The organism is Pseudomonas sp. SYWMCR5 (assembly GCF_057197165.1).
In genome coordinates this window covers 142,954-163,829 of sequence record NZ_JBXUNH010000003.1, presented here as the reverse complement: position 1 = coordinate 163,829, position 20,876 = coordinate 142,954, and the positions used below count along the sequence as shown (strand labels likewise).

The 20,876-nt window shown below is 64.2% G+C and carries 20 protein-coding genes; 8 read left to right on the top strand and 12 right to left on the bottom strand.

The window, feature by feature from the left end; all coding sequences use genetic code 11:
- Positions 1 to 30: 30 nt before the first annotated feature.
- Entirely contained in the window at positions 31 to 1,695 is a 1,665-nt protein-coding gene (locus AC2CGW_RS11175) for a putative bifunctional diguanylate cyclase/phosphodiesterase (protein WP_484574046.1), read from the bottom strand.
- Positions 1,696 to 1,950: 255 nt separating this feature from the next.
- Between AC2CGW_RS11175 and rep the strand changes: the two genes are divergently transcribed.
- Entirely contained in the window at positions 1,951 to 3,960 is a 2,010-nt protein-coding gene (gene rep, locus AC2CGW_RS11170; RefSeq protein ID WP_054894105.1) for a DNA helicase Rep, read from the top strand.
- 73 nt (positions 3,961 to 4,033) lie between these two features.
- The gene (xpt, locus tag AC2CGW_RS11165; protein WP_028689919.1) at positions 4,034 to 4,606 is read left to right on the top strand and encodes a xanthine phosphoribosyltransferase; all 573 of its coding nucleotides are present in this window, start codon (positions 4,034 to 4,036) and stop codon (positions 4,604 to 4,606) included.
- A gap of 162 nt (positions 4,607 to 4,768) precedes the next feature.
- Here xpt and AC2CGW_RS11160 read toward each other — a convergent pair whose 3' ends face one another.
- From AC2CGW_RS11160 to dadA, 5 genes are all read right to left on the bottom strand, one after another.
- Positions 4,769 to 6,637 carry an acetyl-CoA hydrolase/transferase C-terminal domain-containing protein gene (locus AC2CGW_RS11160; protein ID WP_484574045.1) on the bottom strand — a complete coding sequence of 623 codons (1,869 nt, stop codon included), beginning with the start codon at positions 6,635 to 6,637 and terminating at the stop codon, positions 4,769 to 4,771.
- Between the two features lie 166 nt (positions 6,638 to 6,803).
- Positions 6,804 to 7,226, bottom strand: a complete 423-nt coding sequence (locus AC2CGW_RS11155; RefSeq protein ID WP_186669897.1) for a c-type cytochrome — start codon at positions 7,224 to 7,226, stop codon at positions 6,804 to 6,806.
- A 135-nt stretch (positions 7,227 to 7,361) separates the two neighbouring features.
- The gene (locus AC2CGW_RS11150) at positions 7,362 to 7,910 is read right to left on the bottom strand and encodes a cupin domain-containing protein (RefSeq protein ID WP_186669898.1); all 549 of its coding nucleotides are present in this window, start codon (positions 7,908 to 7,910) and stop codon (positions 7,362 to 7,364) included.
- A gap of 109 nt (positions 7,911 to 8,019) precedes the next feature.
- Positions 8,020 to 9,093 (bottom strand): alanine racemase, encoded by a 1,074-nt coding sequence (gene alr / locus AC2CGW_RS11145; RefSeq protein WP_186669899.1) that lies wholly within the window; start codon positions 9,091 to 9,093, stop codon positions 8,020 to 8,022.
- Positions 9,094 to 9,224: 131 nt separating this feature from the next.
- Positions 9,225 to 10,526: a D-amino acid dehydrogenase gene (gene dadA / locus AC2CGW_RS11140; RefSeq protein WP_484574044.1), complete on the bottom strand. Its 1,302-nt coding sequence runs from the start codon at positions 10,524 to 10,526 to the stop codon at positions 9,225 to 9,227.
- A gap of 155 nt (positions 10,527 to 10,681) precedes the next feature.
- On the opposite strand from dadA, the gene dadR reads away from it, so the two are divergent.
- A complete protein-coding gene (dadR, locus tag AC2CGW_RS11135) occupies positions 10,682 to 11,170 on the top strand; it encodes a transcriptional regulator DadR (RefSeq protein ID WP_003258963.1) in 489 nt (162 codons plus the stop codon).
- Positions 11,171 to 11,174: 4 nt separating this feature from the next.
- Here dadR and AC2CGW_RS11130 read toward each other — a convergent pair whose 3' ends face one another.
- Entirely contained in the window at positions 11,175 to 11,525 is a 351-nt protein-coding gene (locus AC2CGW_RS11130; RefSeq protein ID WP_054894110.1) for a YkgJ family cysteine cluster protein, read from the bottom strand.
- A 128-nt stretch (positions 11,526 to 11,653) separates the two neighbouring features.
- Here AC2CGW_RS11130 and AC2CGW_RS11125 point away from each other — a divergent pair, with 128 nt between their 5' ends.
- The gene (locus tag AC2CGW_RS11125; protein ID WP_186721052.1) at positions 11,654 to 12,946 is read left to right on the top strand and encodes an NAD(P)/FAD-dependent oxidoreductase; all 1,293 of its coding nucleotides are present in this window, start codon (positions 11,654 to 11,656) and stop codon (positions 12,944 to 12,946) included.
- Here the strand turns inward: AC2CGW_RS11125 and AC2CGW_RS11120 are convergent, their stop codons facing one another.
- Complete coding sequence (locus AC2CGW_RS11120; RefSeq protein ID WP_186669902.1) at positions 12,947 to 13,177, bottom strand: DUF1127 domain-containing protein; 231 nt, start codon at positions 13,175 to 13,177, stop codon at positions 12,947 to 12,949. It lies immediately after the preceding gene.
- Between the two features lie 177 nt (positions 13,178 to 13,354).
- On the opposite strand from AC2CGW_RS11120, the gene AC2CGW_RS11115 reads away from it, so the two are divergent.
- Positions 13,355 to 14,785, top strand: a complete 1,431-nt coding sequence (locus AC2CGW_RS11115) for an aminotransferase-like domain-containing protein (RefSeq protein ID WP_186669903.1) — start codon at positions 13,355 to 13,357, stop codon at positions 14,783 to 14,785.
- Positions 14,786 to 14,845: 60 nt separating this feature from the next.
- Positions 14,846 to 16,405: a phospholipase D family protein gene (locus AC2CGW_RS11110; RefSeq protein WP_186669905.1), complete on the top strand. Its 1,560-nt coding sequence runs from the start codon at positions 14,846 to 14,848 to the stop codon at positions 16,403 to 16,405.
- A 28-nt stretch (positions 16,406 to 16,433) separates the two neighbouring features.
- Here AC2CGW_RS11110 and AC2CGW_RS11105 read toward each other — a convergent pair whose 3' ends face one another.
- On the bottom strand, positions 16,434 to 17,573 hold the full coding sequence (locus tag AC2CGW_RS11105) for an MFS transporter (protein WP_186669907.1): 1,140 nt from the start codon (positions 17,571 to 17,573) through the stop codon (positions 16,434 to 16,436).
- A 127-nt stretch (positions 17,574 to 17,700) separates the two neighbouring features.
- Positions 17,701 to 19,194: an aldehyde dehydrogenase gene (locus tag AC2CGW_RS11100; RefSeq protein ID WP_054894116.1), complete on the bottom strand. Its 1,494-nt coding sequence runs from the start codon at positions 19,192 to 19,194 to the stop codon at positions 17,701 to 17,703.
- Positions 19,195 to 19,391: 197 nt separating this feature from the next.
- On the opposite strand from AC2CGW_RS11100, the gene AC2CGW_RS11095 reads away from it, so the two are divergent.
- Both AC2CGW_RS11095 and AC2CGW_RS11090 read left to right on the top strand, forming a co-directional pair.
- Positions 19,392 to 19,751: a cupin domain-containing protein gene (locus tag AC2CGW_RS11095; protein WP_003253509.1), complete on the top strand. Its 360-nt coding sequence runs from the start codon at positions 19,392 to 19,394 to the stop codon at positions 19,749 to 19,751.
- Between the two features lie 91 nt (positions 19,752 to 19,842).
- The gene (locus tag AC2CGW_RS11090; RefSeq protein ID WP_186669911.1) at positions 19,843 to 20,043 is read left to right on the top strand and encodes a hypothetical protein; all 201 of its coding nucleotides are present in this window, start codon (positions 19,843 to 19,845) and stop codon (positions 20,041 to 20,043) included.
- Between the two features lie 88 nt (positions 20,044 to 20,131).
- On the opposite strand, the gene rpmG is transcribed toward AC2CGW_RS11090, so the two are convergent.
- Both rpmG and rpmB read right to left on the bottom strand, forming a co-directional pair.
- Positions 20,132 to 20,287 (bottom strand): 50S ribosomal protein L33, encoded by a 156-nt coding sequence (gene rpmG / locus AC2CGW_RS11085; protein ID WP_003253507.1) that lies wholly within the window; start codon positions 20,285 to 20,287, stop codon positions 20,132 to 20,134.
- An 11-nt stretch (positions 20,288 to 20,298) separates the two neighbouring features.
- On the bottom strand, positions 20,299 to 20,535 hold the full coding sequence (gene rpmB / locus AC2CGW_RS11080; protein ID WP_054894119.1) for a 50S ribosomal protein L28: 237 nt from the start codon (positions 20,533 to 20,535) through the stop codon (positions 20,299 to 20,301).
- Positions 20,536 to 20,876 lie beyond the last annotated feature (341 nt).

Below are 20,876 nucleotides of genomic sequence, written 5' to 3'. Positions count from 1 at the left end.
GTGGCGGCCCCGCGACAGGGCCGCTACAGGCTAAACACTCACCAGCTGCAGCTTGCCCGCCTGGAACAGGTAGACGATCAGCTCATCGATCGGCAACGGTCGGCTCACCAGGAACCCCTGCACCTGGTCGCAACCGAAGTCACGCAGCAGCCCCAGTTGCTCGTCGCTTTCCACCCCCTCGGCGACCACCTCCAGGTTGAGGTTGTGCGCCAGGTTGATCATCGCATGCACCAGCTTGCGGTTCTCTTCGCGCTGCTCCATGCCAGCGACGAAGCTGCGATCGACCTTGAGCAAGGTGATGGGCAGGCTGTTCAGGTGCACGAACGACGAAAAACCAGTGCCGAAGTCATCCAGCGAGAAACGCACACCCAGGCGCCCCAGTGCATCCATGGTCTGGCGCACCACTTCGTTGCGGCGCATCACCGCGGTCTCGGTCAGCTCGAACTCCAGCCAGCGCGCATCGACGCCGTGCTCGACGATCAGCCGGCTCAGGGTCGCCAACAGCTGGCTGTCCTGGAACTGGCGGAAGCTCAGGTTCACCGCCATGTGCAACGGCGCCAGGCCGTGCTCGCCCAGAGCCTGCATGTCACGCAGGGCGCGGGAGATGACCCAGTAGCCCAGCGGTACGATCAGCCCGCTCTGCTCGGCCAGCGGCACGAACTCGCTCGGCGGCAGCAGGCCACGCTCGGCATGGCGCCAGCGCACCAGCGCCTCGAGGCCGACGATGGTGCCGTCCCTGAGGTTCAGGCGCGGCTGGTAGTGCAGTTCCAGCTCGTCACGACGCAGGGCCCGGCGCAGCTCGCTTTCCAGGTCGGCGAGGCTGCGGGCGTTGCTGTTTATCCGCTCGTTGAACACGTGATACGTGCAGCCCTGGCTGCCCTTGGCCTGGCGCATGGCGATGTGTGCATGCCACATCAACGGATCGGCACCCGCTTGCGCACGGGCATGGGCCAGGCCCAGGCTGCAGCCGAGCAGCAGGCTTTCGCCATCGATCCAGTAGGGCTCGGCGAGGGCCTCGACGATTCGCTCGGCAGTGCGCTCGGCGCGGCTGGGGTCGCGGCGGGTGTCGATCAACAGCGCAAACTCATCGCTGCCCAGGCGGGCCAACTGGTCGCCGGCCTCCAGTTGCTGCTTGAGACGGTTGACCACCTGCAGGATCAGGCGGTCACCGCCCTGGTGCCCCAGGGCGTCGTTGACGTGGCGGAAGTTGTCCAGGTCCAGGTGGCCGAGGGCCAGGCCGCGGCCTGCGTTCTCCGCCAGGCGGGCGGTGAGCAGTGCCTGGAAGCCCTGGCGATTGGCGATGCCGGTGAGCGGGTCCTGCTCGGCCAGGCGTTGCAAGGTGGCGACCAGCACACCGCGTTCGCGTACATGGCGCAACGAGCGGCGCAGCGCATCACTGTTCAGCTGCCCGCGCACCAGCCAGTCGCTCACCCCCACCGGAGGCGCCTCGGGCTCGTGCTCCAGCAGCAGGATGGTCGGCAGGTCGCAGCGCCCGGGTGCCGGCTGCAGGTCGGGCGTGGCCAGCACCACAGCCTGGCGATCGTGAACGAACAGGCTGTCCACCGCCTCCCAGCTCGGCGCAGTCAACAGCACCGCGCTGCCGGCCAGCGGCTGGACACATTCGCGCAGCAATGCAGCCCATTCCGGCTCATCGGCCAACAGCAGCAAGCGCAACGGTTCGACGGGCGTGGACAAGCGGGCTCCTTAGGGCTTGAACGGTGTGACCGAGGATGCGCCGTATCCTAACCGACAAGTAGAAATGATTCTCACTTTTACATGTGGCGTTCCCTGCCCCGCATCTCGACGGATTGTGCCGTGCATCCTGCGCGAAAGTCGCAACGCCCGCAAATCTGAATGGTGCGCTGCATCACACTGTCAGACGGTCGCGCCATAACCGACCCATGCCTGCTAGAATGCGCGGCTATTTTCTGGTTACTCCCGGTTTCTAGCATGTCCCGACTCAATCCCCGGCAACAGGAAGCCCGAGACTACGTCGGCGGCCCTCTATTGGTGCTCGCCGGTGCAGGCTCCGGCAAGACCAGCGTGATCACGCGCAAGATTGCCCACCTCATCCAGAACTGCGGCATCCGTGCCCAGTACATCGTCGCCATGACCTTCACCAACAAGGCCGCGCGCGAGATGAAGGAGCGGGTCGGCACCCTGCTGCGTCCGGGCGAAGGCCGGGGCCTGACGGTGTGCACCTTTCACAACCTGGGCCTGAACATCATCCGCCGGGAACACCAGCGCCTGGGCTACAAGCCAGGCTTCTCTATCTTCGACGAATCCGACATCAAGGCGCTGCTGTCGGACATCATGCAGAAGGAATACTCCGGCGACGACGGGCTGGACGAGATCAAGAACATGATCGGCTCGTGGAAGAACGACCTGATCCTGCCCGCCGAAGCCCTGGAGAAAGCGCGCAACCCGCGCGAGCAGACCGCCGCCATCGTCTACACCCACTACCAGCGCACGCTCAAGGCGTACAACGCGGTGGACTTCGACGACCTGATCCTGCTGCCGGTCAAGCTGTTCCAGGAGCACACCGACGTGCTCGAGCGCTGGCAGAACCGCGTGCGCTACCTGCTGGTCGACGAATACCAGGACACCAACGCCAGCCAGTACCTGCTGGTGAAGATGCTCATCGGCATGCGCAACCAGTTCACCGTGGTGGGCGACGACGATCAGTCGATCTACGCCTGGCGTGGCGCGCGCCCGGAAAACCTGATGCTGCTCAAGGAGGACTACCCCTCCCTGAAAGTGGTGATGCTCGAGCAGAACTATCGCTCCACCAGCCGTATCCTGCGCTGCGCCAACGTGCTGATCGCCAACAACCCCCACGACTTCGAGAAGCAGCTGTGGAGCGAGATGGGCGTGGGCGACGAAATCCGCGTGATCCGCTGCAAGAACGAGGAAGCCGAGGCCGAGCGCGTGGCCATGGAAATCCTTACCCTGCACCTGCGCACCAATCGCCCGTACAGCGACTTCGCCATCCTCTACCGCGGCAACTACCAGGCCAAGCTGATCGAGCTGAAGCTGCAGCACCACCAGGTGCCCTATCGCCTGTCGGGCGGCAACAGCTTCTTCGGTCGCCAGGAGGTCAAGGACCTCATGGCTTACCTGCGCCTGCTGGTCAACCCGGACGACGACAACGCCTACCTGCGGGTAATCAACGTGCCGCGCCGCGAGATCGGCTCGACCACGCTCGAAAAACTCGGCAACTACGCCACCGAGCGTGGCGTGTCGATGTATGCCGCCAGCGAGGAACTGGGCCTGGGCGAGCACCTGGATGCGCGCTACACCGAACGCCTGCAGCGCTTCAAGCACTGGCTCGACGGCGTGCGCCACAAGGTCGCCCTGGAAGACCCGATCGCTGCGCTGCACGAGATGGTCAAGGATATCGACTACGAGAACTGGATCCGCCAGAACACCGCCAGCGACAAGGCGGCGGATTTTCGCATCGGCAACGTCTGGTTCCTGATCGATGCGCTGAAGAACACCCTCGAGAAGGACGAAGAGGGTGACATGACCATCGAGGACGCCATCGGCAAGCTGGTGCTGCGTGACATGCTCGAGCGCCAGCAGGAAGAGGAAGAAAACGCCGAAGGTGTGCAGATGATGACCCTTCACGCCTCCAAGGGCCTGGAGTTCCCCTACGTGTTCATCATGGGCATGGAGGAGGAAATCCTCCCCCACCGCTCGAGCATCGAAGCCGACACCATCGAGGAAGAGCGCCGCCTGGCCTACGTGGGCATCACCCGCGCCCGTCAGACCCTGGCGTTCACCTTCGCCGCCAAGCGCAAGCAGTACGGCGAAATCATCGATTGCACGCCCAGCCGGTTCCTCGACGAACTGCCGCCGGACGACCTGGCCTGGGAAGGCCTGGAGGATGCGCCTGTGGAGGTGAAGGCGGCGCGGGGCAACAACGCGCTGGCCGACATCCGGGCCATGCTCAAACGCTGATCAACCATTACTCTTTCAACCTTTGCCGCTACCTTCTGGATGCGGCCACTCTTGCTACATCGAGGAATACACAGTGGAAGCACTGCATCAGAAGATTCGCGAAGAAGGCATCGTGCTTTCCGATCAGGTTCTCAAAGTCGACGCGTTTCTCAACCACCAGATCGATCCTGCACTGATGCAACTGATCGGTGACGAGTTCGCCCGCCTGTTCGCAGACTCCGGCGTGACCAAGATCGTCACCATCGAGGCGTCGGGTATCGCTCCGGCAGTGATGACCGGCCTGAAGCTGGGCGTGCCGGTGATCTTCGCCCGCAAGCACCAGTCGCTGACCCTGACCGAGAACCTGCTGACCGCTTCGGTGTATTCCTTCACCAAGCAGACCGAGAATACCGTGGCCATCTCGCCGCGGCACCTCAACAGCAGCGACCGCGTGCTGGTGATCGATGACTTCCTGGCCAACGGCAAGGCTTCCCAGGCGCTGATCTCGATCATCAAGCAGGCCGGCGCCACGGTGGCGGGCCTTGGGATCGTCATCGAGAAGTCGTTCCAGGGCGGCCGCGCCGAGCTGGACAGCCAGGGCTATCGCGTCGAATCGCTGGCTCGGGTGAAGTCGCTGGAAGGTGGGGTCGTGACCTTCATCGAGTAAGGCGGCGCCACACTCACTCGATTGCGGCCATTCAATGAGGGCCTCTTCGCGGGCAAGCCCGCTCCCACAGGTCAGCGCTGTACCTGTGGGAGTGGCGGTTCGCCGCTGCGACTTGCCCGCGAAGAGGTCGGCACTGACAGCTCCACGGGGCCTCGTTTGCTCCTAGCTTTTTTGACTCGCCTGCAACCCCGCCAGCAGCAACCGCTGGTACAGCTCCTCCTTCAGCCCCTGCGGTTCACTCAGCCCCATCCGCAGCAGATGCGCCGGATAGGCCTGAGGTTCTGGCGCATCCAGCGCAGCCTTGCCCAACTCCAGCACCTCGCTCAGCTTGAACTTGCTCTTGAGCCAGTTCAGCGCCCGCAGCAGGTCCTGCTCCTCAGGCGTGAAGTCGCTGCCCAACGGATACTCGGGGAACAACCCCGCATGCCGCGCCTTGATCGCCTCCAGGCGCTCGGGCGTGTTGTCGGTGAAACGTGCCGATAGCTCAAAGTCCCGCGCCAGCTTGCCGGCCTTCTTGGCCTGCTCCATCAAAGGCTTCTGGAAACGTGAGTCGCTGATCGCCAGCAGCCGTGCGATCACCTCGCTGTCGGTCTGCCCACGCAGGTCGGCGATGCCGTATTCGGTGATCACGATGTCGCGCAGGTGCCGGGGAATGGTGCAATGGCCGTACTGCCAGAACACATTCGACGTCACCTCGCCACCCGCCTCGCGCCAGCTGCGCAGCAGCAGGATCGAACGCGCGCCCTCCAGCGCATGGCCCTGGGCGACGAAGTTGTACTGCCCGCCCACGCCGCTGAGTACCCGGCCATCCTCCAGTTGATCGGCCACCCCGGCGCCGAGCAGGGTCATGCCGAACACCGTGTTGACGAAGCGCGCATCGCGGCGCTGGCGACGTTTGAGCGCTTCGTCGCCATACAGCTCGTTGATGAAGCTGATGGCGGTCATGGCGAAGCGCTTGCGCTGTTCAAGAGGCATCTGCCGCAAGCGCCGGTAGAAATCCGCGCTACCGAGGAAGAATCCGCCATGCACCAGCACGCCCTGCTCGTCGGCCGGACGCCGCACCACGCCCGCTTCGGCCAGCGCCAGCAGGCCGTTGACGAACATCTCGCTGCAGCCGTAGAGCCCCTGAGCAAAGGCATCCATACCACCCTCACGCTCGATCAGCGTTTTCCAGGGGTTCAGGTCCAGGTCTTCGAGCAGCGCGCGGTAGCTGTCGTTGTCGCCCTGACGCGCGAGCAACGCAGCAGCCACGGCATCGCCCATGGCGCCGATGCCGATCTGCAGGGTGCCACCATCGCGCACCAGGGTGCTGGCGTGCAGGCCGATGCAATGATCCTGGAGGGTGACCGGCATGTTCGGCGTGGAAAACAGCCGACGCTGCTCGGGAGTGTCGATCAGCAGGTCGAAATTCTGGGCCGCAAGCTCGGCGTCGCCCGGCATGTAGGGCAGTTCGACATGCACCTGGCCAAGCAGCAGGATGGTTTCGCCGGCGGCGCGGCGCTTGGCGATCATCGGCAGCAGGTCGAGGGTGATATCGGGGTTGCAGGCCAGGCTCAGGTGATCCGGACGCTCGGGCGTGGCGGCGACGATCTGGGCGATGAGGTTCAGGCCCTTGGCGTTGATATCGCGCGCAGCGTGGCTGTAGTTGCTACTGACGTAGTCCTGCTGGGCGGTCTCGCTGTGCAGCAGCGAACCGGGCTGCATGAAGAACTGCTCGACACGGATGTTGGCCGGGAGGGTGTCGTTGCGCAGGTCGGCGAGGTAGTCGAGCTCTTCGTAGTCGGCGAACACGCGCTCGACGAAGGGTTCGAGGAAACGCCGCTGCAGGCCGTCACCCAGCGGCGGTCGGCCCAGGCTGAGGGCGGTGTAGATCGTCAGGCGGCGCTCGGGCAGGTCTCGGATGCGCGCATAGAGGGCGTTGACGAAGGCATTGGGTTTGCCCAGGCCAAGGGGCAGGCCCATGTGGATATGGGCGGGGAGACGGGCCAGGACCTGGTCGACGGCCTGGTCGATCGAGCAGCGGTGGGGCATGGGGGGCTCCTGTGGCTTTTTCGGGGCGTACAGGCTGTGACCATTACCCTAGCTGATTTGCTGAGCGGGCCGGCGCTTTCGCGGGCAAGCCCGCTCCTACGGGCAGATTCCCCCGCAAATGCAAAGCCCGCCATCGATGGCGGGCTTTGCGCAAATCCGGTCCGGCCTACAGCCCCGACATTTTCTTGATCGCACCCTTGAGCTCGTCGTCCGAGCAATCCGCACAGGTCCCCTTGGGCGGCATGGCGTTGATGCCAGTAATGGCCTTGGCCAGGATGCCGTCGAGGCCGCCCTGGTGATCGGCGCGCTCTTTCCAGGCGGCCGTGTCGCCGATTTTCGGCGCGTTCAGCAGGCCCGTGCCATGGCAGGCATTGCAGTGCTTGGCGATGATTTCATCGGGCGTCTTGGCGCCACCGCCACCGGCCGATACGGCCACTTCCATGCCCTTGCACTCCTGGCCCTGGACGCACACCTGCCCCACCGGTTCCAGGCGCTTGGCGATGTCATCATTGGTCGCAGCGGTTGCATTGAGTGCCCAGAGGGCGAATACGGCTGCTGGTACGGCCAGCATCTTCTTGATTTGGTTCACGCGTACACCCTCATGGTGGCTAATCACGCCCGCGGCCACGGTTGGCGAGCGTTGAAAAGTATAGCGGCTACCCGGAAGGCGTGAAACGACCCCACACAGGAAAGGGGTATTGGCGAAACAATACGCTGCGCTGGATCAAAAGTTCGAAGGCGTGGCAGCACTGATCAGGCGGGCAGGTTCTTCGAAAGGGTTGCGGAAGCGGTGCGGGCGGGTGCTCTCGAAGTAGTAGCTGTCGCCCGCTTCGAGGATGAAGGTCTCCGCCCCGACCACCAGTTCCAGGCGGCCTTCGAGCAGGATTCCGGTCTCTTCGCCATCGTGGGTGAGCATCTCCTCCCCCGTGTCGGCGCCCGGTGGATAGACCTCGTTGAGAAAGGCGATGGCACGGTTGGGGTGCGATTTGCCGACCAGCTTCATGGTCACCGCGCCGTCGGAAATGTCGATCAGCTCGTGGGCCTTGTAGACGATCTGGGTAGGGCTTTCAGGGGCCAGCTCGACGGAAAAGAACTCGACCATCGACATGGGAATGCCGCTGAGCACCTTGCGCAGGGAGCTGATCGACGGGCTCACGCTGTTCTTCTCGATCATCGAGATGGTGCTGTTGGTTACGCCCGCCCGTTTGGCGAGTTCGCGCTGGGACAGGCCCTTGAGCTTGCGGATGGCTTGCAGTCGTTCGCCGACGTCCAAAGCTTGCGCCTCCAGAAACGGTCGAGGTGGGGTCAAATGTGAACGATATCATGGCAATGCCGTTCAGTATTTACAACACGCAAGACCCCAGCCTGTCCGCTTCAGCGCCTCATTCGCCGTAATAATCCAGCGGTACGCGCCGCAGATTGCAGAAGATCTGGTAGGGAATGGTGCCCGCCTGCTGCGCCACGTCACTGGCCAGGACCTGCTTGCCCCACAGTTCGACCGGGCTGCCGACACCCGCCTCGGGCACTTCGGTGAGGTCAACGCAGAGCATGTCCATCGAGACCCGGCCAATCAGTTGAGTCCGCTTGCCGGCGACCAACACCGGGGTGCCAGTGGGCGCGTGGCGTGGGTAGCCATCGGCGTAACCCATCGCGACCACGCCAACCCGGGTCGGGCGCGGGCTGGTGAACTTGGCACCGTAGCCGACCGGCTCACCGGTTGGCAGTTCGCGCACGCTGATGATGCGCGATTGCAGGGTCATCACCGGTTGCAGGCGCGCGGCTGCGGCCTGCGCGACCTCGAACGGCGTGGCGCCGTACAGCATGATGCCTGGGCGTACCCAGTCGCTCGGCACCTGCGGCCAGCCCAGCACGCCGGGGGAGTTGCGCAGGCTGCACTCGGCGGCCAGCCCCTGGCGGGCGGCCTCGAACACCGCGACCTGCTGCTCGGTGGTCGAGGCATCGAGTTCGTCGGCGCGGGCGAAGTGGCTCATCAGCACGATGCGCGCGACCTTGCCGCTGGCCAGCAGACGCTGGTAGGCCTCGTGGTAGTCCTTGGGGTGCAGGCCGACGCGGTGCATGCCGCTGTCGAGCTTGAGCCAGATGTTCAGCGGCTTGCGCACGGCGGTCTGCTCGATCGCTTCGAGCTGCCACAGCGAGTGCACCACGCACCACAGGTCGTGCTCGGCGATCAGCGCCAGCTCGCTGGCCTCGAAGAAGCCTTCGAGCAGCAGCACCGGGGCCTTGATCCCTGCGGCACGCAGCTCAAGGGCCTCTTCGATGCAGGCAACGGCGAAACCGTCAGCCTCGGTTTCCAGCGCCAGGGCGCAACGTACCGCACCGTGGCCATAGGCATCGGCCTTGACCACGGCAAGGGCCTTGGCACCGGACAGTTCACGGGCCAGACGGTAGTTGTGACGGAGGGCTTGGAGGTCGATCAGGGCACGGGCGGGGCGCATGGAGGGCAGCCTTCTGGTGGATCTGTTTATGACGGAGGAACGGTGCTGGCCTATTCGCGGGCAAACCCGCTCCCACAAGTCCTCATCCTGCCGTGGGAGCGGGCTCGCTCGTGAGGAAGCCAGCGCTGAAATTACTGGTGAGCCGACACCGGGCTACCTTGGCCAGCACTCTCGCGGCTGTTGCCATAGCGCGAGATATCCAGACCTTCGGCACTGATCTGCGGCTTCTTGCGCGCGATCAGGTCGGCCAGCAGGCGACCGGAACCGCAAGCCATGGTCCAGCCAAGGGTGCCGTGACCCGTATTCAGGAACAGGTTGCGGAACGCAGTACCGCCGACGATCGGGGTGCCATCCGGAGTGGCCGGGCGCAGGCCGGTCCAGAAACTGGCCTGGCTCAGGTCGCCGCCGCGAGGATAAAGGTCGTTGACGATCATCTCCAGCGTTTCGCGTCGACGCGGGTTCAGCGACAGGTCAAAACCGGCGATTTCAGCCATGCCACCGACACGGATACGCTTGTCGAAACGGGTGATGGCGACTTTGTAGGTTTCGTCGAGAATGGTCGAGGTCGGCGCCATGTCGGCATCGGTGATCGGCACGGTCAGCGAGTAGCCTTTGAGCGGATACACCGGTGCCTTGATGCCCAGCGGCTTGAGCAATTGCGGCGAATAGCTGCCCAGCGCCAGCACGTAGCGATCGGCGGTTTCCAGCTTGCCGTCGATCCACACGCCATTGATCCGGTCACCGGCATGGTCCAGGCGCTGGATGTTCTGGCCGAAACGGAACTCGACGCCCAGCTTGATGGCCATATCGGCCAGCTTGGTGGTGAACAGCTGGCAGTCGCCGGTCTGGTCGTTGGGCAGGCGCAGGGCGCCGGCGAGAATATCCTTCACACCCGCCAGCGCAGGCTCGACGCGGGCGATGCCGTCGCGGTCGAGCAGCTCGTAGGGCACGCCGGACTGCTCGAGCACCGCGATATCCTTGGCTGCGGCATCGACCTGGGCCTGGGTGCGGAACAGCTGGGTGGTGCCCAGGGTGCGGCTTTCGTAGGCGATACCGGTTTCGGCACGCAGCTCGTCGAGGCAGTCGCGGCTGTACTCGGACAGGCGCACCATGCGCTCCTTGTTCACCGCATAGCGATTGGCGGTGCAGTTGCGCAGCATCTGCGCCATCCACAGGTACTGGTCGACGTCACCGGTCAGCTTGATGGCGAGCGGTGCGTGGCGCTCGAGCAGCCACTTGATGGCCTTGAGCGGCACGCCGGGCGCGGCCCAGGGCGAGGCATAGCCGGGCGAGATCTGGCCAGCGTTGGCAAAGCTGGTTTCCATGGCCACCGCCGGCTGGCGATCGACCACTGTCACTTCGAAACCTTGCCGGGCCAGGTAGTAGGCACTGGCGGTTCCGATCACACCGCTACCAAGTACCAGAACTCGCATCGTCTATCCCTCGCACGCGGTACACCGCAGTCTTTTGTTGAAATGGCATGGATGCGCGCAGTATAAGAATCTCCGCCCAGTGCATTTCACTATATAAAAACCTATATTTGGCGAGAATTCTCGGCAAAAACGCCTTTCACGGAGGGGCATCCCCTATGAGAACCCAACACCAGAGCAAACGTGAACTGGACAAGATCGACCGCAACATCCTGCGCATCCTGCAGAACGACGGGCGTATCTCCTTCACCGAGCTGGGCGAGAAAGTCGGGTTGTCGACCACCCCCTGCACCGAGCGTGTCCGCCGCCTGGAACGTGAGGGCATCATCATGGGCTACAACGCCCGCCTCAATCCGCAACACCTCAAGGGTAGCCTGCTGGTGTTCGTCGAGATCAGCCTGGACTACAAGTCCGGCGATACCTTCGAAGAGTTCCGCCGCGCCGTCCTCAAGCTGCCCCATGTACTGGAGTGCCATCTGGTGTCGGGCGACTTCGACTACCTGGTGAAGGCGCGCATTTCCGAGATGGCCTCGTACCGCAAGCTGTTGGGCGACATCCTGCTCAAGCTGCCGCATGTGCGCGAATCGAAGAGCTACATCGTGATGGAAGAGGTCAAGGAGAGCCTCTGCCTGCCGATTCCGGACTGAACCGTCAGACCAGCACCTGGCGGGTACTGGCGATATAGCCATGGATCAGCCGCTCGGCCTCGGGCTCGATCGGCTGCTGCGGACCACGGCCACGGGGGCAGGCCATGCGCGGCGTGGTGCCGAACAGGCGGCAGATCAACGGGCGCTCTTCATAGACAGTGCAGCCTTGCGGGCCGAGGTGCACGCAGTCCAGGCGCTCCAGCGCGGCATCCTGCTCGGCCTGGGTCTTGCGCGGCAGACGGGCCATCTCTTCGCTGGACGTGGTGACCGGGCCGCAGCAGTCGTGGCAGCCCGGCTCGCATTCGAAGGACGGGATGAGTTCGCGCAGGAACTGGATCTTGTGGTTGCAGGGCATGGGCGGTGTGTCATCGGGGTTTGTGAGGATTATAGGGCCATTCGTGGAACAAGCCTTCGCCCGGTTGCCCAACCGCGAAACCCCGGCTTATCCTCGCCCCCTTCGCACCGACCCCAGGGCCTCTCCAGATGATCAACAGCGCGCAGCACGCCGCCTCCTACTATGCCGCCAGCAGCGCGCCGCAACCGGATTACCCAAGCCTGGAAGGCGAGCACAGCGCTGACGTGTGCATCGTCGGCGGTGGATATTCGGGCTTGAATACCGCCATCGAACTGGCCGAGCGCGGCTTTTCGGTGATCCTGCTTGAAGCCCGCAAGATCGGCTGGGGCGCCAGCGGCCGCAATGGTGGGCAGTTGATCCGCGGCGTCGGCCACGATGTCGAGCAGTTCCTGCCGGTGCTTGGCGAGGATGGCGTACGCAGCCTCAAGTTGATGGGCCTGGAGGCCGTGGAGATCGCGCGTCAACGTATCGAGCGCCACGCCATCGCCTGCGACCTGACCTGGGGTTACTGCGACCTGGCATACAAGCCCGCCGAGCTGGACGGTTTCGCTGAAAACGCCGAAGAACTGCGCAGCCTGGGCTACCGCCACGAGGTCCGCGTGGTGCCGGCCTCCGAGATCCGCAGCGTGGTCGGCTCCGACAGCTTCGTCGGCGGCCTGGTCGACATGGGCTCGGGCCACCTGCACCCACTCAACCTGGCCCTGGGCGAAGCGGCCGCCGCCGAGCGCCTGGGCGTGAAGCTGCACGAGGGTTCGGCAGTAACCCGCATCGACTACGGCCCGCAAGTCCAGGTGCACACGGCGCGGGGCCGGGTGCGCGCCAGTACGCTGGTGCTGTGCACCAACGCCTACCACAACGACCTCAACCGCGAACTGGGCGGCAAGGTGCTGCCCGCCGGCAGCTACATCATCGCCACCGAACCCCTGGGCGAAGCACGTGCCCGCCAGTTGCTGCCACAGAACATGGCCGTGTGCGACCAGCGCGTGGCACTGGATTACTTCCGCCTGTCCGCCGATCACCGTCTGCTGTTCGGCGGCGCCTGCCACTACTCCGGGCGCGACCCGAAGGACATTGGCGCCTACATGGGCCCGAAGATGCTCAAGGTGTTCCCGCAGCTGGCCGGTGTGCGCATCGACTATCAGTGGGGCGGCATGATCGGCATCGGCGCCAATCGCCTGCCGCAGGTGGGGCGCCTGGCCAGCCAGCCCAACGTCTTTTACGCCCAGGCCTACTCCGGCCATGGCCTGAACGCCACGCACCTGGCCGGACGCCTGCTGGGCGAGGCCATCAGCGGCCAGCAGGCGGGGCGCTTCGACCTGTTCGCCAAGGTGCCGCACGCGACCTTCCCTGGCGGCAAGCACCTGCGCTCGCCGCTGCTGGCGCTGGGGATGCTCTGGTACCGGTTGAAGGAACTGCTCTGATCACTCTCGCCAGAATGGCTTGCACCCTTCCTCCCGGGCCTGCTGGCGGCTGATGCCGATATCCAGCAGTTGCTGATCGCTCAACTCGCGCAGCGCCCTGCGCGAGCGCCAGCGATGCACCATCAGCCCCAGGCGCCCCAAGCCCACAGGGGCGCTGGAAACCTTGGGCCACTGCCCTGCGCGCAGTTCTTCCGCCAACAGTTGCAGCCGTACATCGCTCAAGCCGTTCATTGCCATGTCTCCTGATTACCTCGAAAGCTGGAGAAAGCATGCGCTCGGCAGACATGTACGATACAGATTCAACCCAGCGTTATTATTTCCATACAGAATTGGCAAAGCGGCGGCTGAATGCAGTATTTTTGGCCAATCTGTATCGCTCACCTTGCCCCCTGTGTGCAGGAGTATGCCGTGACCCTCTACATGAACCTCGCCGAATTGCTCGGTGCCCGGATCGAACAAGGCCTGTATCGTCCTGGCGAACGCCTGCCGTCGGTGCGCTCATTGAGCCTTGAGCACGGCGTCAGCCTGAGCACCGTACAGCAGGCCTATCGTCAGCTGGAGGACAACGGCCTGGTGGCTCCGCGCCCCAAGTCCGGCTACTTCGTCACGGAAAATCGCAGCCTGCCGGCCCTGCCCGCCATCAGCCGCCCCGCCCAACGCCCTGTGGATATCTCCCAGTGGGAGCAGGTGCTCGAGCTGGTACGCGCCAGCCCCCACCCGGACGTGATCCAGCTCGGCCGCGGCATGCCCGACATCGAAAGCCCGACGCTCAAGCCCCTGCTGCGCAGCCTTGCCCAGCTCAGCAGGCGCCTGGACATGCCAGGGCTGTACTACGACAACATCCACGGCAACGACGCCCTGCGCGAGCAGATCGCCCGCCTGACGCTCGACTCAGGCTGCAACCTCGGGCCGGGCGACCTGGTGGTGACCACCGGCTGTCATGAAGCACTGTCGACCAGCATTCGCGCAGTGTGCGAGCCGGGCGACATCGTCGCGGTGGATTCGCCCAGCTTCCACGGCGCCATGCAGACACTCAAGGGCCTGGGCATGAAAGCGCTGGAGATCCCCACCGACCCGACCACCGGCATCAGCCTGGAGGCGTTGGAACTGGCGCTGGAGCAGTGGCCGATCAAGCTCATCCAGATCACCCCCAGCTGCAACAACCCGCTGGGCTACATCATGCCCGAGGCGCGCAAGAAGGCCCTGCTGACACTGGCCCAGCGCTACGACGTGGCGATCCTCGAAGACGATGTGTACGGCGACCTGGCCTACACCTACCCACGCCCACGCACCATCAAATCGTTCGACGAGGATGGCCGCGTGCTGCTTTGCAGCTCGTTCTCCAAGACCCTGGCGCCGGGCCTGCGGGTCGGCTGGGTGGCGCCCGGTCGCTACCTGGAGCGGGTGCTGCACATGAAGTACATCAGCACCGGCAGCACCGCCTGCCAGCCCCAATTGGCGATCGCCGACTTCATCGCCGAAGGCCACTACCAGCCGCACCTGCGCCGGGTCCGGGCGCAGTACCAGCGCGCCCGCGACCAGATGAGCGACTGGGTGACCCGCTACTTCCCGCCCGGCACCCGCGCCAGCCGGCCCCAGGGCGGCTTCATGCTGTGGGTGGAACTGCCCGAGAGCTTCGACACCCTGCGACTGAACCGTGCGCTGCTGGAACAGGGCGTACAGATTGCCGTGGGCAGCATTTTTTCGGCGTCGGGCAAGTACCGCCACTGCCTGCGCATGAACTTCGCCACCCGCGCCACCCCGGAAATCGAGGCGGCGGTACGCAAGGTGGGTGAAACTGCCTATCGCCTACTGGCGCAGGACAGCGGCGCCGGGTAACTTTGCAGCGCCTTCCGCGATCCAACCTTCCAGTGACCTGTCGTACAGGACGATTCGCCCTTGAGACTCCAGCGCGTTCTGCCTCTGCTGCTGGTGCTGCTGCTCGGCCTGAGCGGCTGCGCCAGCATCGATACACCTCGCGACGTGAGCCAGGCGCTGCCGGCCAACGACTCGGCGTTCGGCCGCTCGGTCCAGCGCCAGGCTGCGCCCTATGAGGGGCGCTCCGGCTTTCGCCTGCTTCCCAACAGCAACGAAGCCTTCCGCGCCCGTGCCGAGCTGATCCGCAACGCCCAGACCAGCATCGACCTGCAGTATTACATCGTCCACGATGGCCTGAGCACCCGCGCCCTCGTGCACGAGCTGCTGCGCGCCGCCGACCGCGGCGTGCGGGTACGCATCCTGCTCGACGACACCACCAGCGATGGCCTGGACAGCCTGATCGGCACCCTTGCTGCCCACCCCCATATCCAGATCCGCGTGTTCAACCCGCTGCACCTGGGCCGCAGCACCGGCCTGACGCGCGCCATGGGGCGGCTGTTCAACCTGTCGCTGCAGCACCGGCGCATGCACAACAAGCTGTTCCTGGTCGACAACAGCATGGCCATCGTCGGCGGGCGCAACCTGGGCGACGAGTACTTCGACGCCGAGCCCAACCTGAACTTCACTGACATCGACCTGCTGGGTGTAGGGCCTGTGGCCGAGCAGCTCGGGCATAGCTTCGACCAGTACTGGAACAGCGCCCTGAGCCGGCCGATCGGCGACTTCCTGTGGAGCACGCCGGACGCCAGCGACCTGCGCGCCAGCCGCCAGCGCCTGGAAACCTGGCTGGCGCAGGCCAGGGTGCAGCGCAAGGCTTTGTACGACCGACTGATGGCCTATCAGAGCGAGCCACGCCTGGACATCTGGCGCAACGAGCTGATCTGGGCGCACAGCCAGGCGCTGTGGGATGCGCCGAGCAAGGTGCTGGCCCGCGGCGAGCCAGACCCGCAGTTGCTGATGACCCAGCAACTGGCGCCCGACCTGAAGAACGTACACCGCGAGCTGATACTGGTCTCGGCCTACTTCGTGCCGGGCGAGCCGGGCCTGCTGTACCTCACCAGCCGCGCCGACGCCGGCACCTCGGTCAAGCTGCTGACCAATTCGCTCGAAGCCACCGATGTGCCGGCCGTGCACGGCGGCTATGCGCCCTACCGCCGCGCCCTGCTCGAGCATGGCGTGGAGCTGTTCGAGCTGCGTCGCCAGCCCGGAGACCCCAGCGCCGCGCGCGGCGTGCTCAGCTTCAAGGGTCAGTCCGATTCGAGCCTGCACAGCAAGGCGATGGTCTTCGACCGGCGCAAGACCTTCATTGGTTCTTTCAATTTCGACCCGCGTTCGGTGCTGTGGAACACCGAGGTCGGGGTAATGGTCGACAGCCCGGAGCTGGCTGAGTACACCCGCGCACTGGCTGAACAGGGCATGGCGCCGGCGTTGAGCTACCAACCGAAGCTGGTGGACGGGAAGATGGTCTGGGTGACCGAAGACAATGGCCAGATACATACCCTGACCGCTGAGCCGGGCGGGATATGGCGCCGGTTCAATGCCTGGGTGGCCAAGGCAGTGGGATTGGAGAAGATGCTGTAGTAGCGGGCCGTATAACGGCCCGCGCCCTTCAGGCAGACGCCGGCTCGAACGCGCCGGGACGCCGGGTCAGCAGCACCAGCCCTGCAGCCCCTGCAGCCATCAGGAACAGCAAGGCATGCCCACTGACCCACTGGCTCCCTGCCCCCGCCAGCAAAGGCCCGAGCAAACAACCGATACCCCACAATTGCGCCACATGGGCGTTGGCACGCACCAATGCGTCATCGCGATAACGCTCGCCGATCAGGATCAGCGACAGGGTGAACAAGCCCCCCGCGCTCGCACCGAACAGTACCCACAGCGGCCACACCGCCGGGGTGTGCAGCAGCAGCGGAATCGCCAGACTCGAACCCAGCAGACTCACAGCACAGCCACTGAACAAGGCTTGCCGGGACATGCGATCGGCAAGGGCGCCGATCGGCAGTTGCAGTACGGCATCGCCGACCACGACGGTACTGACCATGAACAACGCCACCTCGGCGGTGAAGCCCTGCTGCAATACGTACACCGGCAAGAGCGTCAGGATCATCGCCTCGAATGCCGCGAACAACGCAATGGCCCAGGCGATTACCGGCAAGCGCCGGCAGAAGGCGAACAGGTCGCGGAAGGTCACGCTGCACGCCTCGGTCGACGGTGCACCACCGCGGCCAAGCAACAGCAAGGGCGCGACCAGCAGCAGACCGGTGGCGGCCCAGAAACCGAAATCATCCTCCGAGCCGAGAAAGCCCAGCACCAGCGGCCCGGCCAGCTGGCTCAGGGCATAGCTGCTGCCATACAGCGCCACCAGCCGCCCGCGCCACTGCTCGACCACCAACTGGTTGATCCAGCTTTCGCCGAGGATAAACACCACCGTCAGCGACATGCCGATCAGCAGGCGCAGCGCCAGCCACAGCGCATAGCTGGGCAGCACCGCCACCAGTGCGATCGACAACGCCCCGCCCCACAGGCACAGGCGCATCGCCGAAGGCACGCCGACCCAGCCGGCCAGGCGACTGGCCAGGCTGGCGCCGAGCAGTACGCCGATTGCCGGCATCGCCGCCATCACACCAATGGCGAACCCACCGTAGCCCCAGCCTTCCAGGCGCAGGGACACCAGCGGCATGCTCACACCGAGCGCAAGCCCGACACTGAGCACCGACGCCAGCACGGCAAAGTAGGTTCCCCAACGCATTGCAGCCTCCCAGGCATATTTGTTCAGCCCCATTCGCGGGCAAGCCCGCTCCCACAGGTACGCCGCCGCTCTCAAGGACGGCGCTGGGCCTGTAGGAGCGGGCTTGCCCGCGAAGAAGACGACCGAATTACAGCTTGATCCAGGTCGCCTTCAGCTCGGTGTACTTCTCCAGTGCATGCAGCGACTTGTCACGGCCGTTGCCCGACTGCTTGAAGCCGCCGAACGGTGCGGTCATGTCGCCGCCATCGTACTGGTTGACCCATACACTGCCGGCACGCACGGCGCGGGCAGTCTTGTGCGCCTTGGAAATGTCGGCGGTCCAGATGCCGGCTGCCAGGCCATACGGGGTGTCGTTGGCGATGGCGATGGCTTCTTCGGCGGTGTCGAAGGCGATCACCGACAGCACCGGGCCGAAAATTTCTTCCTGGGCGATCTTCATGGCGTTGGTCACGCCGTCGAAGATGGTCGGCTCGACGTAGGTGCCGCCGGTCTCTTCGAGGATGCGCTTGCCGCCCGCGAGCAGCTTGGCGCCGTCCTGATGACCGGCGTCGATGTACGACAGCACGGTATTCATCTGCTGGGTATCGACCAGCGCACCGACGGTGGTAGCCGGATCCAGTGGGTTGCCGGGCTTCCAGGCCTTGAGGGCCTCGACCACCAGCGGCAGGAACTTGTCCTTGATCGAGCGCTCGACCAGCAGACGCGAGCCAGCGGTGCAGACCTCGCCCTGGTTGAAGGCGATGGCACTGGCAGCGGCTTCTGCAGCGGCCTGCAGGTCGGGGGCGTCGGCGAAGACGATGTTCGGGCTTTTGCCACCGGCTTCCAGCCAGATACGCTTCATGTTCGATTCGCCGGCGTACACCATCAGTTGCTTGGCGATCTTGGTCGAACCAGTGAACACCAGGGTATCGACATCCATGTGCAGGGCCAGGGCCTTGCCGACGGTGTGGCCGTAGCCAGGCAGCACGTTCAGCACGCCTGCCGGGATGCCGGCCTCGATGGCCAGTTGAGCGATGCGGATGGCGGTCAGCGGGGACTTCTCGGAAGGCTTGAGCACCACCGAGTTGCCGGTGGCCAGCGCCGGGCCGAGTTTCCAGCAGGCCATCAGCAGCGGGAAGTTCCAAGGGACGATGGCGCCCACGACGCCTACCGGCTCGCGGGTGACCAGGCCGAGCTGGTCATGCGGGGTCGGTGCGACCTCGTCGTAGACCTTGTCGATGGCTTCGGCGGTCCAGTGGATGGCCTGGGCAGCGCCCGGGATGTCGATGGTGGAGGAGTCGCCGATCGGCTTGCCCATGTCCAGGGTTTCCAGCAGCGCCAGTTCCTCGACATGCTTGCGCAGCAGGTCGGCGAAGCGGATCAGCTTGGCCTTGCGCTTGGCGGGAGCCAGTTGCGACCAGACGCCGGAGTCGAAGGTGGCGCGGGCGTTTTCCACGGCGCGGTTGGCGTCAGCCAGGTCGCAACTGGCAACCTTGGCCAGGAAGCGTCCGTCGACCGGGCTCAGGCACTCGAAAGTTTCGCCGGAGGCGGCGTCGGTGTATTCGCCGTTGATGAAGGCACGGCCTTCGATCTTCAGTTGCTGGGCACGCTGTTCCCAATCCGCACGAGTCAGGGTGGTCATACGAAACTCCTCCTCTTGTTAAGGTGCAGCCCCGTATTGAGGACTCACGGGCACTGTCAGAAATTCTGGCCGGGCGACAAGCGCACACGGGCATCCGACACCCTAAACCAGGCCGGTTAAACTATCAATATATTTGACACGAATGGCTTAAAAGCCTACTGATGTGCATTTTATTAAACAACAACAGGGTATTCAGCATGAGCATCGACAGCATCATCGACTTCGCCCAGGTCCTCACCGAAGCCGAGCGCTACCGCCCGGCGGCCGAGAAGATCCTCAAGGGCGAGCCGGACCAGGCGGTTTACAACCACTATTCGAGCCCCTGCGGGCAGTTTGCCGCAGGCGTCTGGGAGGGTGAGGTCGGCCAGTGGACGGTGAACTACACCGAGCACGAGTATTGCGAGATCGTCCAGGGCGTATCGGTGCTGCGCGACCAGGACGGCGGCGCCAAGACCCTGCGGGCCGGTGACCGTTTCGTCATCCCGGCCGGCTTCAAGGGCACCTGGGAGGTGCTGGAGCCGTGCCGCAAGATCTATGTGATGTTCGAGCAGAAGTGACAGGGCTTGCGAGGATTAAGTACCGCATCCGTCGAACGAGGATTGCAACGATGGCAGCGTCCACTTCCGGACAGTCGACAAGGAACAGCATATGACTACCGACATCCTCGCCCCTGCACGCCACGTCATCGGTTCGCGCTACGTTGAAAGCGTGAACGCCTATGTTCTCGAGCTGACGGGCCTGGCAACCGTCCGGGTTGTTACCGGTGCAGACCTGCGGGACTTCAAGCACGACCAGGTCAGGATCGATGTAGACGAAGAAGGCTTCATAACCGGCCTGCGCAACTGCTGAAACCTGCGGCGCGCGCACTAGCCTGAACAGACAGCAATAAAAAAACCCGCTTCCTTTCGGTTGCGGGTTTTTTTGGTTGCCGGATCAATTACTTGATCTTGGCTTCCTTGTACACCACGTGCTTGCGAACGACCGGATCGTACTTCTTGATCTCGATCTTGTCCGGAGTGGTGCGCTTGTTCTTGTCGGTGGTGTAGAAGTGGCCGGTACCGGCACTCGAAACCAGACGGATCAATTCACGCATGATGTTCTCCCTTAAACCTTGGCGCCAGCTTTACGGATGTCGACCAGAACGGCATCGATGCCGCGCTTGTCGATGATACGCATGCCTTTGGCGGAAACGCGCAGACGCACGAAACGATTCTCGGATTCAACCCAGAAACGGTGGTGCTGCAGGTTCGGCAGGAAACGACGACGGGTTTTGTTGTTTGCGTGGGAAATGTTGTTCCCGGTTACCGGACCCTTACCGGTAACTTGACAGACTCTCGACATGCCTCAGCCCTCTAAAACCACATGCCCAACCCGGCATGGGTTGGCCGCTTAATCTCTCAGTCTATGGCGCCAAGGCGCCGTGTTTCCGGGGGTCTTATCGAACCGGCTCAAATGAGCGACAGACCGAGCCCCTAGAAAAGAGCGCTGCTTTATACCAGAAAGGGTCGGCCACAACAACAGAAGATGCACATTCCGATCGGGCCGATCGCGCCCGGCCAGCATAGCGACAAGGCCCGCGCACTGTCGACCGCTCGTCGCCGCACGGCATAAAAATCAGGTGGCCATTTCCCGACTGGCGCACTAGGGTAGGACGTTTCCTATTCCAGACTGCACTGGCAGAT

Bases quoted from the DNA above. Each gene is read 5' to 3' on its own strand.
- rep (WP_054894105.1), top strand. From the start codon at position 1,951: ATGTCCCGACTCAATCCCCGGCAACAGGAAGCCCGAGACTACGTCGGC.
- AC2CGW_RS11160 (WP_484574045.1), bottom strand. From the start codon at position 6,637: ATGCCCCACCGCTGCTCGATCGACCAGGCCGTCGACCAGGTCCTGGCC.
- alr (WP_186669899.1), bottom strand. From the start codon at position 9,093: ATGCGCCCCGCCCGTGCCCTGATCGACCTCCAAGCCCTCCGTCACAAC.
- dadA (WP_484574044.1), bottom strand. From the start codon at position 10,526: ATGCGAGTTCTGGTACTTGGTAGCGGTGTGATCGGAACCGCCAGTGCC.
- dadR (WP_003258963.1), top strand. From the start codon at position 10,682: ATGAGAACCCAACACCAGAGCAAACGTGAACTGGACAAGATCGACCGC.
- AC2CGW_RS11130 (WP_054894110.1), bottom strand. From the start codon at position 11,525: ATGCCCTGCAACCACAAGATCCAGTTCCTGCGCGAACTCATCCCGTCC.
- AC2CGW_RS11125 (WP_186721052.1), top strand. From the start codon at position 11,654: ATGATCAACAGCGCGCAGCACGCCGCCTCCTACTATGCCGCCAGCAGC.
- AC2CGW_RS11120 (WP_186669902.1), bottom strand. From the start codon at position 13,177: ATGAACGGCTTGAGCGATGTACGGCTGCAACTGTTGGCGGAAGAACTG.
- AC2CGW_RS11105 (WP_186669907.1), bottom strand. From the start codon at position 17,573: ATGCGTTGGGGAACCTACTTTGCCGTGCTGGCGTCGGTGCTCAGTGTC.
- AC2CGW_RS11100 (WP_054894116.1), bottom strand. From the start codon at position 19,194: ATGACCACCCTGACTCGTGCGGATTGGGAACAGCGTGCCCAGCAACTG.
- AC2CGW_RS11095 (WP_003253509.1), top strand. From the start codon at position 19,392: ATGAGCATCGACAGCATCATCGACTTCGCCCAGGTCCTCACCGAAGCC.
- AC2CGW_RS11090 (WP_186669911.1), top strand. From the start codon at position 19,843: ATGACTACCGACATCCTCGCCCCTGCACGCCACGTCATCGGTTCGCGC.
- rpmG (WP_003253507.1), bottom strand. From the start codon at position 20,287: ATGCGTGAATTGATCCGTCTGGTTTCGAGTGCCGGTACCGGCCACTTC.
- rpmB (WP_054894119.1), bottom strand. From the start codon at position 20,535: ATGTCGAGAGTCTGTCAAGTTACCGGTAAGGGTCCGGTAACCGGGAAC.